General features: G+C 64.6%; 13 protein-coding genes. 3 read left to right on the top strand and 10 right to left on the bottom strand.

What is annotated here, in order from left to right:
* Positions 1-50 precede the first annotated feature (50 nt).
* Positions 51-836 (top strand): methyl-accepting chemotaxis protein, encoded by a 786-nt coding sequence (locus ACYU03_RS09165; protein WP_461891430.1) that lies wholly within the window; start codon positions 51-53, stop codon positions 834-836.
* Positions 837-877: 41 nt separating this feature from the next.
* Here the strand turns inward: ACYU03_RS09165 and ACYU03_RS09160 are convergent, their stop codons facing one another.
* The 3 genes from ACYU03_RS09160 to ACYU03_RS09150 form a co-directional block, all read right to left on the bottom strand.
* Complete coding sequence (locus ACYU03_RS09160; protein WP_461889945.1) at positions 878-1,942, bottom strand: YkvI family membrane protein; 1,065 nt, start codon at positions 1,940-1,942, stop codon at positions 878-880.
* Positions 1,943-2,018: 76 nt separating this feature from the next.
* Positions 2,019-2,396 (bottom strand): RidA family protein, encoded by a 378-nt coding sequence (locus ACYU03_RS09155; protein ID WP_461889943.1) that lies wholly within the window; start codon positions 2,394-2,396, stop codon positions 2,019-2,021.
* 12 nt (positions 2,397-2,408) lie between these two features.
* A complete protein-coding gene (locus tag ACYU03_RS09150; protein WP_461889941.1) occupies positions 2,409-3,545 on the bottom strand; it encodes an NAD(P)/FAD-dependent oxidoreductase in 1,137 nt (378 codons plus the stop codon).
* A 115-nt stretch (positions 3,546-3,660) separates the two neighbouring features.
* Between ACYU03_RS09150 and ACYU03_RS09145 the strand changes: the two genes are divergently transcribed.
* The gene (locus ACYU03_RS09145; protein ID WP_461889940.1) at positions 3,661-4,284 is read left to right on the top strand and encodes a helix-turn-helix domain-containing protein; all 624 of its coding nucleotides are present in this window, start codon (positions 3,661-3,663) and stop codon (positions 4,282-4,284) included.
* A 132-nt stretch (positions 4,285-4,416) separates the two neighbouring features.
* A complete protein-coding gene (locus ACYU03_RS09140) occupies positions 4,417-5,202 on the top strand; it encodes a sulfite exporter TauE/SafE family protein (RefSeq protein WP_461889938.1) in 786 nt (261 codons plus the stop codon).
* Positions 5,203-5,255: 53 nt separating this feature from the next.
* On the opposite strand, the gene ACYU03_RS09135 is transcribed toward ACYU03_RS09140, so the two are convergent.
* The 7 genes from ACYU03_RS09135 to ACYU03_RS09105 all read right to left on the bottom strand — a co-directional run bounded on the left by ACYU03_RS09135 (position 5,256) and on the right by ACYU03_RS09105 (position 12,526).
* Positions 5,256-5,792 (bottom strand): histidine phosphatase family protein, encoded by a 537-nt coding sequence (locus ACYU03_RS09135; RefSeq protein WP_461889936.1) that lies wholly within the window; start codon positions 5,790-5,792, stop codon positions 5,256-5,258.
* Between the two features lie 134 nt (positions 5,793-5,926).
* Positions 5,927-6,256 carry a DUF3325 domain-containing protein gene (locus ACYU03_RS09130; RefSeq protein WP_461889934.1) on the bottom strand — a complete coding sequence of 110 codons (330 nt, stop codon included), beginning with the start codon at positions 6,254-6,256 and terminating at the stop codon, positions 5,927-5,929.
* Positions 6,256-7,785 (bottom strand): PepSY-associated TM helix domain-containing protein, encoded by a 1,530-nt coding sequence (locus ACYU03_RS09125; protein WP_461889932.1) that lies wholly within the window; start codon positions 7,783-7,785, stop codon positions 6,256-6,258. Before ACYU03_RS09125 ends, ACYU03_RS09130 begins: the two co-directional genes overlap by 1 nt.
* 1 nt (position 7,786) lies before the next feature.
* Positions 7,787-8,071: an iron transporter gene (locus ACYU03_RS09120; RefSeq protein WP_461889930.1), complete on the bottom strand. Its 285-nt coding sequence runs from the start codon at positions 8,069-8,071 to the stop codon at positions 7,787-7,789.
* Positions 8,072-8,091: 20 nt separating this feature from the next.
* Positions 8,092-9,432, bottom strand: coding sequence for a histidine kinase sensor domain-containing protein (locus tag ACYU03_RS09115; protein ID WP_461889928.1), 1,341 nt, complete (start codon positions 9,430-9,432; stop codon positions 8,092-8,094).
* Positions 9,429-10,139: a response regulator transcription factor gene (locus ACYU03_RS09110; protein ID WP_461889926.1), complete on the bottom strand. Its 711-nt coding sequence runs from the start codon at positions 10,137-10,139 to the stop codon at positions 9,429-9,431. Before ACYU03_RS09110 ends, ACYU03_RS09115 begins: the two co-directional genes overlap by 4 nt.
* A 146-nt stretch (positions 10,140-10,285) precedes the next feature.
* Positions 10,286-12,526 carry a TonB-dependent siderophore receptor gene (locus ACYU03_RS09105; protein WP_461889924.1) on the bottom strand — a complete coding sequence of 747 codons (2,241 nt, stop codon included), beginning with the start codon at positions 12,524-12,526 and terminating at the stop codon, positions 10,286-10,288.
* Positions 12,527-12,803 lie beyond the last annotated feature (277 nt).

The raw sequence follows: 12,803 nt of genomic DNA, 5'->3' as shown, positions 1-12,803 counted from the left end.
CCGAAGTGTCCTCGGCCACGCGCTTGGTACACGACCTGTCCGAGCGCGTGATGAGCGCGTCCAACGCCTCGATCATCGGCTCCGAAGAGCAGAGCCTGCGCACCAACAGCGTCGCGGCGGCGATCAATGAACTGGGGGCGGCCACCCAGGAAATCGCCCGCAACGCCGCCGACGCCTCGCAGCACGCCAGCGGTGCCAGCGAGCAGGCCAATGATGGCCGTCAGGTGGTCGAGGAAACCATCGCCTCGATGACCTCGCTGTCACAGAAGATCAGCGAATCCTGCGAGCAGATCGAAGCGCTCAACGCCAGCACCGACGACATCGGCCAGATCCTCGATGTGATCAAGGGCATTTCCCAGCAGACCAACCTGCTGGCGCTCAACGCCGCCATCGAAGCGGCACGCGCCGGTGAAGCCGGGCGCGGCTTCGCCGTGGTCGCTGACGAGGTGCGCAACCTGGCCCACCGCACCCAGGAGTCGGCCGAAGAGATCCACAAGATGATCACCACCCTGCAAGTCGGTTCGCGCGAGGCGGTGCACAACATGAACGCCAGCCAGGTCTCCAGCGAAGAAAGCGTGCAGGTGGCCAACCAGGCCGGCGAACGCCTCACCAGCGTGACCCAGCGTATTGGCGAAATCGACGGCATGAACCAGTCGGTGGCCGCCGCCACCGAAGAACAAAGCGCCGTGGTCGAGAGCCTGAACCTGGACATCACCCAGATCAACGTGCTCAACCAGCAAGGGGTGGAAAACCTCAACGAAACCCTGCGCCACTGCGACGCCCTGAGCCAGCAGGCCGGGCGCCTCAAGCAACTGGTGGGCAGCTTCAGGATCTGAGGCGGTGCGGCGGCGCAGCCCCCGCGCCGCCGCTTTGCCCCCTACAGCGCAACCGCACGGCGGGCCCGACTACTGCGCAGCCAGCCCAGCAACACCGCCAGCATCAGCACGAAGCCCAAATAGCCAAAGAACGGATACACCTCGCCTACCAGGCTGATGAACCCCACCAGGCTGCAACCGAACGCCACCACACCGGTCAGCACCGAGCCCCAGCGAAAGCGCGCTGTACCCGCCGGCAGCAGGCGGGCGAGAAAGGAAAACAAGGTGCCCACTGCCGTGTTGACGATCATGGCGAAGATGATCACGCACATGAACACGCCCAGCAGGGGCGAGACCTCATTGGCGATGGACAGCATCGGCATGGGCAGGTCGGCCACCGTGTCCAGGCGCGACAACAAGCCGGCACTCATCACCAGCATCAGGCCGCCCAGGGCCGCGCCGCCAAGCAGACCACCCCAGACCGCGGTCTTCTCGCCCCGTGCGGCACCACCGAGGATCGCCAGGATAGGCGCTCCGGCGACCACGTTGTAGGACACATAGAGAAACGCGCCCAGCAACCAATGCCGGGTACCGGCCTCCTGCTGCTGGGCAATCTGGTCGAGGGCGGCGAAGCTCTGGCCACGGGTGGCGACGGCATACAGGGCGATGGCGGTGGCGACCAGGATCAGGAAGGGGGTGACCGCGCCGATGGCCAGGATGACCTTCTGCACGTCCAGGCATACGATCCCCACCACCAGCAGGGTCACCAGCACGCTGCCGGCCAGGGCCGGCACGCCGAACTGCTGCTCGAGCAAGGCGCCGCCACCGGCGAGCATGACCACCGTGACGGCGAACATGAAGAAGGTGATCAACCAATCGACGAAAAACCCCAGTTGGCGCCCGCAGATCGCCTGGATCACATCCTTGTGCGAGGTCGCCCGCTGGCGGTTACCCAACCCCGCCAGGGCCATGCCCAGAAAGGTGAACAAGGCCGCGCTGACCAGCGCCCCGACCAGGCCCCAGATGCCGAAGTTGACGAAAAACAGCAACAATTCCCGGCCGGACGCAAAGCCCGCCCCCACGATCACGCCGATGAAGGCACCGGCGATCTTCAGTTGCTCTTGCATGTCGAATCCTCTGGCTTGTGGCCCTGTGGTGGGCCTTCTTGTTGTTGTCACCCGGCCGAGCGGCGCTCGTCGGTGCTCAGTTTTCGCCGACGAAGGCCTGCACTTCGATCTCTACGTCCACGCCCAGGGCCAGCGCGGAGGCGACGGTGGAGCGAACCGGCAGCGCGTCACCGAAATACGCCTTGTAGACCTCGTTGAAACCGGCGAAATGCTCCATGCTCGAGAGCCAGACCGTGGCCTTCACCACTTGGTCGAAACGCGCGCCACAGGCGGCCAGGCTCTCGCCGATACGTTCGAACACGGCATGGGTCTGGGCCTGGATATCACCGCGCACCACCTCCCCCTCAGCGCTCATCGGCACCTGGCCGGAGAGGAACAGGAAGCCGCCGGCCTTGACCGCGCGGGAGAAGGGAAACGGCAGGCTGCTGGGGAAACGCTCGATGGAAGCTGTCATGGGAAGGTCCTTTCAGGGTTGATGAAAACGTGCCGGGGACAGGCGCTGCGGCTCGACCCCTTGGGCGATGAGATGTGGAGACAGCGGTTGCTCGAGCAACAGGTCGCAAGCCAGCTGCGAAGCCCCGGCTGCCGACTGGATGCCGTAGCCACCCTGGGCCGCCAGCCAGAAGAAGGCCGGCTGCTGCGGATCGAAGCCGATCACCAGGTCACCGTCGGCGACGAACGAGCGCAGCCCGGCCCAAGTGTGGCTGGGACGGCGGATCTGCAGATGGGTGATGGCTTCGATGTTGTAGATGCCCAGCGCCACATCCAGCTCTTCAGGGGCGGCGTCCTGGGGCTCGACCGGGTCCGCGTTGGCCGGTGAGCCAAGCAACTGGCCAGCATCGGGCTTGAAGTAGAAGCTCTCGTCCACGCCGATCACCGCCGGCCATTGGTTGAAGGCTTGGTCCTGAGGGCCGGGAAAGGTGAACGCGCTGCGCCGACAAGGTTGCAGGCCAACCGGTGCGACCCCGCAGAGTCCGGCGACCTGGTCGGCCCAGGCGCCAGCAGCGTTGACCAGTTGCCGGGCCTGGACCTGGCTGCCATCGGCCAGGGTCAACTGCCAGCCCCCCTCGGCATGCTGCCCTTGCACCAGCTGCGCGTTGCAACGCAGCTCGCCGCCGGCCTGGCGATAGCCGCGCAGAAACCCCTGGTGCAGGGCGTGCACGTCCAGATCCATGGCCCCGGGCTCATGCACCGCGCCGGCCAGTACCTCGCCACGCAGGCTCGGCACCAACGCCAGGGCCGCCTCGGCATCGAGCAGGCTGACCTCGGTGCCGTTGGCCAGGTTCTGTGCATAGGTGTTGTCGAGCAGGTCTTGCTGCTCCTGGGTGGCGACATAGAGGCAACCCCGCGGCTCGAGCAGCGCATGATCACAGAAGCCGGACGGTGGTTGCTCGTAGAAGGCCCGGCTGGCACGGGTCAACGCCTGGATCTGCGGTGTGCCGTAGGCTTCCATGAACATGGCCGCCGAGCGTCCGGTGGAGTGATACCCAGGTTGCTCTTCACGCTCGAGCAATAGTACCCGGCGCTGGCCGGCCAGCCGATAGCCCAGCGAGGCGCCGGCAATGCCAGCGCCAATAATCACGATGTCGTAAGTTTCTGCCATGCGCGCACCTGCCGCAGAGAAATTATCATTTGTGAGAATTCTAATATATGAGAATTTCTAAATAAGCAAGCGCCCACGGTAAGATGCGCGACCGAACCTGCCGATGAGACCCCCGATGCCCGCCGACCGCTCCCCCGCCGCCGACCGCCCAGGCACCCTGCCCTTGCTCGACCGGGGCGAGGTCGGTGCACGTCTGCGCCAGGTGCGCAAGGCCCGACAATTGACGCTCAAGCAACTGTCCGAAATCAGTGGCGTACCGGTTTCGACCCTGTCGAAGATGGAGCTGGCGCAAGTCGCGGTGAGCTACGAGAAGCTGGCTGCCGCAGCCCGCGCGCTGAACCTGGACATCGCCCAGCTGTTCCGCGCCAGCGGCCCAGCCGGCGCACCAGCACCGACGACGGTGGTGGTCGACTCACTCCCGGCAGCGCCCGGCTACAGCACCGGTACCTATGACTACCACCCCATCGCTGGCGCCTTTCCCGAACGCCGGATGACCCCGGCCTACGCCCGCATCATCGCCCGCGAGCGTGGCCAGTTCGACGACTACATCCGCCATCCCGGCCAGGAGTTCGCCCTAGTCCTCGGCGGTCGCGTGCGCATCCTCTTCGAGACGGGAGAGGCCGTGAGCATCGGCCCCCAGGAGACGGCCTACTTCGACAGCAGTGTCGGCCATATCTATTTGTCGGAGAGCGAGGATGGCGGGGATGCCTATGTGATGGTGGTGATGAGCGATCGCTGAACGCGGCGTCTCGTTTCCCATGCCCACTTGAAATCTGGTTATAACCTAATAACGAACAAGTCTATTTCGATATAAAAAAACCTTTATGCTGGCTGCCATCCGATAACGGGCATGTTGGGCGTCGAGTAGCGTATGGATGTAGGTTCTTTCGGTTTCACCATTGCGGGGCTGGTTGTAGGTTTCATTGTCGGTATGACCGGCGTCGGCGGTGGTTCGCTGATGACCCCCATCTTGCTCTGGTTCGGCATCAACCCGGCTACCGCCGTCGGCACCGACCTGCTCTACGCCGCCATCACCAAGGCCAGTGGCGTCTGGGTCCACGGCCGCAACAACAACATCGACTGGAAGATCACCGGCCTGCTCACCGTGGGTAGCGTCCCGGCGGCGGCCCTGACCTTGTGGTTCCTCAGCACCCTGCACGCCGACACCCAGGCGCTGAACGCCGTCATCAAGCACGGTCTGGCCGTGGTACTGATGCTCACCGCGCTGGCCATCCTGTTCAAGTCGCGCCTGCAGGCCTTCGCCAACAAGCATGCCGGCGATCATTACCACCTCAGCGACCGCACCCTGAACATCCTCACCGTACTCACCGGCGTCGTGCTCGGCGTGATGGTTTCACTGACCTCGATCGGCGCGGGCGCCCTGGGCACCGTTGCGCTGTTTCTGCTCTATCCCTTCTTGGTCACCCGTCGCCTGATCGGTACCGAGATCGCCCACGCCGTGCCCCTGACCCTGGTCGCCGGCCTGGGCCACGCCAGCATGGGCAACATGGACTGGTCGCTGCTCGGCTACCTGCTGCTCGGCTCGCTGCCCGGCATCTACCTGGGCAGCCACCTGACCGGACGCATTTCCGACAACGTGCTGCGCCCATGCTTGGCAGGGATGCTGCTGATGATCGGCTACAAGCTGGCGTTCTGAAAAACGGCGCGCCCGCCCCTACTGGTCTCGACGCAGCCTTGCCTTGAAGTGGGCTATGCGAGCCTGACCCGCCACTGGCCGCTGAAGGTCAGTTCGAGCCTTGAGAGCGGCAGCACATCGATGCGATGAAAAGCGGCCAGCGGGCAACCAAGCACCTCGATCATCGCAGCGCGGATGACCCAAGGATGGGTCACGGCAAACCAGTCGCCCGGCGTGCGTTGCGCCGCCAACCAAGTACCGATGCGCTGGCACAGCTCAGTGATGGACTCGCCGCCATGGGGCGCGGCAGCCGGGTCGGCCAGCCACAACGACAGGCCCTCCGAATCATTGGCCTGCAATTGCTTCAACGCCACGCCGCGCCAACGGCCCAGGTTGCAATCGGCCAGCCGCTCATCGACCTGCGCAACCTGGCCCAACAACTCTGCAGTCGCACGCGCACGGGCTTCCGGTGCGGTCACCAGCATCACGCCCGGCTCTACCGGCACAAGTACCTGCTCCGGCAGGATGCTGTCGTCAGGGCAGTGAAACCTTCCGGTTTTCTGCGCCTGGGTCCGGGCATGACTGACAAGGGTCAAGCGAATAGCCTTCACCGCGATACCACTCCTTCTGTGGCCGTTGAACAACCAGCGTGTGGTGTAACACGCCCGCGACTGTTTGTGCCAGCCGGCCCCCAGATGCCAGGCACCGGCTTGGTTCCTGCTTGCCTCGACGCGTGTACCTGGGACTAGATAAACAACAGCATCACCCACACCGGCGCCGCCGCGCCCAACCAAACCGCTAGCCGCGGCAGGTAAGGCAGCAGCATGACCAGCACCAGCCCGGCGAGGGAGATCACGCCGAACCAGCCGACTGGCCCCATGGCCCAGCCCCAGGCCGCCACGCACAACAGGAAGCTGACCACCAGCGCGCCCCACCCCAGCGCCCGCAAACCCCGGCGCTGCCAAAGGGCGCAGGGTTTGCCCCAGACCTGCTTGTAATGCCGCTCCAGGCCCTGGCAGAGCCCCAGCATCCCGCTATAGGCAAACAGCAGCCCACCAACGAACATCATCACCATTACTTGGCCTCCATCATCTTGGCGCGCGAGCGCAGCTTTACCGGCTCGTCTTCAGAGACCGCGCAGCGCCAGGCTGCCGCTGCCAGCAAAACGCCCAACACCAGGCTGCTCAGCTCCAGGACGATGCGCGTGCGGTCAGCGATCTCGGTGAACGCCCCCAGCACTCCTAGCCCGCCACACAGCACCGCTGCCAGCCCGAGCTGTTCAGCCCAGGCGCGCCGCGCCGGGCGTACCCAGGCATGCAGGAACGACAACAGCCATGCCCCGAAGAACAGCCGCACCTCCCAGGCCTCGCGCTGGGCCAGCTCCACCGGCAGCAGGCGACTGGCCCAGAGCAGGCCGATGCAGGCCACCAACAGGCCAGCGATAAAGGCGACGTTGAATACTTCCGCCAGTCGGTACCAGCGCCGTGCCGAGGCTTCGGCCGTGGCGCTGGCGTACTTGCGGCCACGCTTGACGCAGAACAGCACCAGGCCGCTGGCGATCATCACGCAACTGACCACGCCACAGAGGAAGTACAACCAACGCATGAAATAGCCCCCGAACTGGGCGAAGTGCAGGCCGACCATCACCCGCTGGGTCAGTGGCGCCGGTTGCAGTTCGGGCACGTCGCTGAGCAGTTGGCCGCTGATACCGTCGAAGACCATCGCCTGGCCCTTGCTCAGCGCGATGCGGTTGCCCAGTTCCGGGCGGATCTCGACCCGCGCACCCGCGGTGTTCGGGTTACGGATGTTCAAGCCGCTTACCGGTCCCAGACGCGCTTCGGCCTGGGCCAGCAGGGGCGCCAGGTCCACCAGTTGACCTGGCTGCTTCGCTGCCTGGCGTGGCTGCTCGAAGCGGGCATTGCCTTGGGCCTGGAAGTAGGCACGGGTGTCGCCCTCGAACAAGGTGTCCACGGCGGCCGGGATGTAGATCAGCATGAAGATCACCAGCCCGGTGTAGGTGATCATCAAGTGGAATGGCAGCAGCAACACCGCGCTGGCATTGTGGAAGTCCAGCCAGGAGCGCTGCCCCTTGTTCGGCCTGAAGGTGAAGAACTCCTTGAAGATCTTCTTGTGAATGACGATCCCGCTGACCAACCCGGCAAGCATGACCAATGCCAACGCACCGACCACGAAGATGCCCCAGTTGCGCGGCAGGTTGAGGGTGAAGTGGAAGCGGAAGAAGAAGTTGCCGCCAACGCTTTCACGCACCTCGAGGGCTTCGCCAGTCTGTGGGTCGAGCTGCACACCGCCGCCATGGCGACGGTCGCCGGTGGACACGCGCAGGCCTGGCGAGCGCTCCGTCGGCAGGCTGATGCCCCAATTGCTGGCCGTTGGCTCGTGTTCCTGCAAGTAGGCGATGGCCCGCTCCGTGGCCTGCGCCGGGGTCACCGCCGCCGGGGGGATCTCCGGGTGCATCCAGTGGTCGATTTCCTTGTCGAACACCGCCAGGGTACCGGTGACGAAGATGGCGAACAGCAACCAGCCGAAAATCAGGCCGGCCCAGGTGTGCAGCCAGGACATGGACTGGGTGAAAGTCTTTTTCATCTCAGAAGCTCCCCACCTGCGGCCAGAACGCGGCCAGGGCCAGCGGGCCGGCCAGAACCACCGGCGCCCAGGCTCGCAGAGCATCTCGGCTGGCGAATGCCCAAAGGATCGCGGCGGTATAGAAAATGAAAGCCGGCAGCGTGGCGACGATCACCGCGTCGCTGGCCGACAGTGGCAGCACGCGCGCCAGGAAGGCGGTGGCCGCGTAGCTGAACGCATAGCCGCCGAACAGCGCCGCGCCGATGCGCGACAGGATCGACAGCCAGGCAGGTACGGTCTTGTTCATCCAAGATTCCTTGTAGGTATTCATGCCGTAGGCAGGCGCAGGTTCAGGCGCAGCCCGGGGTTGAGGTTCTCGGCCCAGAGCTCGCCGCCCTGCAGTTGCACACGGCAACGGGCAATGCTCAGGCCGAGGCCGAAGCCATCGCCACCCGGCCGTGCCGCGTCGAGCCGGGTAAAGGGTTGGAAGATGCTTTCCAGTGCTGCTTCGGCCACGCCAGGCCCCTGGTCGTCGATCCATAGGTGCCAGTGATCAGCGTGCCGCCGCCCGTCCAGGCGCACCTGGCCACCCAGCGGCGAATGCCGGATGGCATTGCGCACGATGTTCTCCAGGGCCTGGGCCAGGCCATTGAGGTGGCCACGCACCCGGCAGTCGGGGCCGAGCCCGGTGGGCAACTGCTCGAGCAGCCAGCCGGACTCGAAGCAGGCGTTCTCCCGCACCACTTCCCAGAGGGCATCCACCTCCACCGTGTCGGACGGCAGTTGAGGGCGCTCGTTGTCCAGCCAGACCAGCTCCAGGGTGTCGTCGACCAACTGGCGCATGCCCTGCACCTCGCGCAGCAAACGCTCGCGCAGAACCTCGCTGTCGGCTTCGTTCTCCGCTGCCATATGCAGGCGCGTCAGCGGCGTGCGCAACTCGTGGGACAGGTCGGCGAGCAGGCGCTGTTGCAGCACGACGGTCTTTTCCAGGCGTTCGGCCATGTGGTCGAACGCTCGGCCAAGATCGCCCAGTTCGTCGTGGCGCCGGGTAATCACCGGGTCGACCCGGGTGGCCAGGCGGTCCGCCCTCAAGGCATTGGCCTGGGCCCTCAGGTGGGCCAGCGGCCCGATCAGCACCCGGTACAGCATCACACCCGCGAGCAATGCCAGCACGCCGGGCAGCACACCATGCACCAGGATTTGCACCAGCAGCGGCAAGATCGACGGCATGAAGCGCGCTGGCAGTTGGATCACCAACTGCCCAGGGGCCGTGGGGAACGGCACGCTGATCGCTGGCAGCTCCGTCGAGCGCTTGCTCATCGGCCAGTCCAGCTCACGCATGAAGGTCACATGGCGCTGCTGGGCAGGTGTCAGGGGCTGGCTGCTCAACGATTCCAACTCAGGACCGATCACCAGTGCCCAGCCGCCTTCGCGGTGCTGGATCTCGGCAAGCCAGCGGTCGACACCTGCATGGCCCCCGCCCTGCCACGCCGCCTGTGCTTCGGCGGCATAGCCGCGCAAGGTGTGCTGCGCTTGCTGGCTCAAGTGATAACTCTGGCGCTCCAGATGCGCGCCGCTGTAACGGCTGAGCCAGATCAGCAACAGGCACAAAGCGATCAACAGGCCGCAGAGTTTCCATAACAGGGAGTGGCGTCCGGGAAACCTCATGCTGGCACCCTCGTCAGCCGATAACCCTTGCCCCAGACCGTCTCCAGCCTCCCGCCATAGCCGGCGGCGGCCAACTTGCGCCGCACATGGCTGACATGCATGTCCAGCACCCGGTCCTGTTGCGAATAGGGCCGGTGCAGCACTCGCTGGTACAGGAAGGGCTTGCTCAACACTTCGTCCGGGTGCGCCAGCAGCAGCGCCATCAAGCGGTGCTCCACCGGTGTGAAGCTGACCACCACCGCCCCTAGACGCATGTCCTGGCGGCCGGCATTGCGCGTGGGCGTGGCCTCGCCCTCCCCGCTCGCCGCAGCGGCGCGCTCGTAGGCGACCCGCCGTAGTACAGCGTCAATGCGCACGTCCATCTCGGCCAGGCTAAAGGGCTTGGGCAGATAGTCATCGGCGCCCTGGCTGAAGCCGACGATGCGGTCCTGTTCGGCACCGAGGGCGGACATGAGGATCACCGGCACCTTGTGGCGCCGGCGCAGCTCGCTCAGCAACTGCAGGCCATCACGCCCTGGCAGGAGAATGTCGAGCAGGACCAGGTCGAACCCCGTCCAATCCTGCAGGGTGTCGTGGTCGTCGATGCCCTGGCACAGGGTCACGTCGAAACCGCGCCATCGCAGGTGGCGCTCCAGGTGTACGGCAAGCAGCGGGTCATCCTCCACGGCGAGGATGCGCGCTGCCGGTTGTGCTGATTGTGAGGTCACGCTTCACCTTGGCTATCCAGGGACCGGCCACCGTGGCGGCTTGTCTGCCGCTTCTGGGTTCGGTGCGGTCCACACACGAGAAAGCTGCCCTGGCTCGGTCGATGCGCAACCGAACAAGGGCAGCCGGGTAACTCCTGGCTTGCAGGTCAGAACGAGATGTTCAGTGCGGCGAACACCGCGCGACCTGGCTGGTTATAGGTATTGGCGCCTGCACTGCTGGCATTGCCGCCACGGTAGATCTGCTTGTCGAACAGGTTGTTCACGCCCAGGCGCACGTCATAGTTCTCGTTGAACTTGTAGCCGGCGCTGACATCGACCAGGCCGTAGGCTTCGACGTCCTTTTGGGCGGCGTCGTCGTAGTTTTCCTGAGTGCGGTAGTTGTATTTCGGCGACTTCTGCTTGCCGTAGTAAGTGCCCGCCAGTTGGAACGACAGCTTCTCGGTGGCGCGCCAGTCCAGGGTGCTGTTGACGGTGTACTCAGGTACCACGCTCAGCGGCTCGCCGGTGTCGCGGTTGTCGTTGTTGAGCATCCAGGTGAGGTTGGTGTTCCAGTCCAGCGACGGCGTCAGCTCGATGAAGAAGTTGCCTTCCACGCCTTCGACCAGGGCCTTGCCAGCGTTTTCCCACTGGGTCACGCGACGGCCACCGTTGATGTCATAGATCACGTCGGTGCCACCGATGATCTTGTTCTTGTAGTCATTGCGGAAGTAGGTCGCGCTGGTACGCCAGGTGCCACGGTCGTACAGCAGGCCGATCTCCTTGTTGACGCTGATTTCCGGATCGAGGTTGGCGTTACCCTGCAGGTAACAGCCCCCGGAGTTGGTCTGCTGCGAGCTGCAACCGTTGCCACGGCTGTAGAGCAGGTAGTTGGGGTTGTACTGGTACAGGTTCGGCGTCTTGTAGGCGCGGGCGATGCCGCCCTTGACGGTCAGTTCGTCGGTCAGCTTGTGCGACAGGTTCAGGCTCGGGCTGAGGTTGTCACCGAACTCTTCGTGGTGGTCCAGGCGCAGGCCGGGAGTGATGGTGGTGTCGCCGATGACGATATTGTCTTCGGCAAACAGTGCGTAGCTTCTGGCCGACATCTTCGAATCGCTGCGGTCGAAGCCAGCGATCACATCACCACCGCCGCCCGAGGGGTCGAAGCTCTGCGGACGGAACGAGCCCTGGTCGTTGAGCATTTCATAGAGGTACTCGCCGCCCAGGGTCAGCACGTGCTCGGTGTCGCCCATGGCGAACGGCAGGTTGACCTCGCTGGCCAGACGGGTGTTACGCAGGCGCGACATGGCCGCGCCGGAATCGTTGATAGCGCCTTCCGGGCCACCAGCCAGACCTTCGTTCAAGCGCCAGTTGCGCACGTACTCGTATGACAGCGAAGTCTTGGTCGACCCCCAGGTGAAATCGCCCAGGTGGGTCAGGTCGTAGGTGCTGCGCTGCATCACGTTGGTCTCCTTGCCGTACAGGCTGGAGATCAGGTCGATGTCGCCACCGCCGTTGCTGTTCATGGTGTCGCCGGCGTAGATGTTGCCCTGGCGACTGTAGCCACTGCTCAGCTCCAGGCGGTGCTCGTCGTTGAGCTTCCAGCTCAGCAGGCCGTTGATGTCCTTGTTGCGTACCCCTTCGCGGCCTGCGGCCAGCGCGCTGCTGGCGTGGTCGGCGTTGATGTCCAGGTCGTCGGCGTCGGTCTTGGCCAGGCCGCCATAGAGGCGGAAGGCCAGGTTATCGGTCAGCCCGCCGCTGAGATTGAAGTTGGCGCGGCGGCTGGCACCTTCGGCGCTGTCTTCAGGGAGTACGGTGAACAGGCTGACATTACCCTTGAGTTCGTCGGTCGGGCGCTTGGTGATGATGTTCACCACCCCACCCATGGCGCCGGAGCCGTAGCGTGCCGCAGCCGGGCCACGGAGAATCTCGATGCGCTCGACGGCTTCGGCCGGTACCCAGTTGGTCTCGCCGCGGGTATCGCGGTCGCCGTTCCAGCCGTAGCGCACGGCGTTGCGGGCGCTGGACGGCTTGCCATCGATGAGGATCAGGGTGTTTTCCGGGCCCATGCCGCGCAGGTCGATCTGGCGGTTATTGCCGCGTGCGCCGCTGGCACTGTTGCCGGACAGGTTCACGCCCGGCTCGCGGCGGATGATGTCGGAGAGGTCATTGGCCGGCGGGCGGCGCTTGATGTCTTCGGCGGTGATGATCGACGATCCCAGCGCCTGACGCGCCTCCTGCTCGGCGGTGACCATGGTGTTCTCGATCACCAGGGCACTATCGCTGACCGGCATCTCCAGCACCTCACTGGACGTCGCTTCATCGGCCTGCGCCGAGGCCGCGACCATGGCGGGCGACGCCAGCGCGACAAAGGCCCAGGCCAGGCTGTTGGGTGAGGTTCTGGACTGCATGTTACATCTCCATAGCGATCATGAGCGTTAAGGCAAAGCCGACCCGGAGCCAGCAAGCCAACGCCCACTGGCCCTCAAGCAATACTTGGGTAGCCACTAGGGAGCGTAAATATATTGATTCTCAAATGAGTTTAAATCTTATTTACGAAATTTACACCTTGCTCAGGGAACTTGAAGACACGAGGACGTGTGAGGAGTTGCCGGCTTTGGCACAAAGCGAAACGCGAAAAGCTGCGCTTCAGCTTGAACTCGAGTGCATCGGCACACATCGAGCCGC

Source organism: Pseudomonas sp. X10, assembly GCF_054889225.1.
Note: the sequence above shows the minus strand (reverse complement) of the source record. Positions and strands in the feature narration are given on the sequence as shown.

Coding starts and splice junctions, on each gene's coding strand:
- ACYU03_RS09165 (WP_461891430.1), top strand. CDS start 51: ATGAGCGCGTCCAACGCCTCGATCATCGGCTCCGAAGAGCAGAGCCTG.
- ACYU03_RS09160 (WP_461889945.1), bottom strand. CDS start 1,942: ATGCAAGAGCAACTGAAGATCGCCGGTGCCTTCATCGGCGTGATCGTG.
- ACYU03_RS09155 (WP_461889943.1), bottom strand. CDS start 2,396: ATGACAGCTTCCATCGAGCGTTTCCCCAGCAGCCTGCCGTTTCCCTTC.
- ACYU03_RS09150 (WP_461889941.1), bottom strand. CDS start 3,545: ATGGCAGAAACTTACGACATCGTGATTATTGGCGCTGGCATTGCCGGC.
- ACYU03_RS09145 (WP_461889940.1), top strand. CDS start 3,661: ATGCCCGCCGACCGCTCCCCCGCCGCCGACCGCCCAGGCACCCTGCCC.
- ACYU03_RS09140 (WP_461889938.1), top strand. CDS start 4,417: ATGGATGTAGGTTCTTTCGGTTTCACCATTGCGGGGCTGGTTGTAGGT.
- ACYU03_RS09130 (WP_461889934.1), bottom strand. CDS start 6,256: ATGGTGATGATGTTCGTTGGTGGGCTGCTGTTTGCCTATAGCGGGATG.
- ACYU03_RS09125 (WP_461889932.1), bottom strand. CDS start 7,785: ATGAAAAAGACTTTCACCCAGTCCATGTCCTGGCTGCACACCTGGGCC.
- ACYU03_RS09120 (WP_461889930.1), bottom strand. CDS start 8,071: ATGAACAAGACCGTACCTGCCTGGCTGTCGATCCTGTCGCGCATCGGC.
- ACYU03_RS09115 (WP_461889928.1), bottom strand. CDS start 9,432: ATGAGGTTTCCCGGACGCCACTCCCTGTTATGGAAACTCTGCGGCCTG.
- ACYU03_RS09105 (WP_461889924.1), bottom strand. CDS start 12,526: ATGCAGTCCAGAACCTCACCCAACAGCCTGGCCTGGGCCTTTGTCGCG.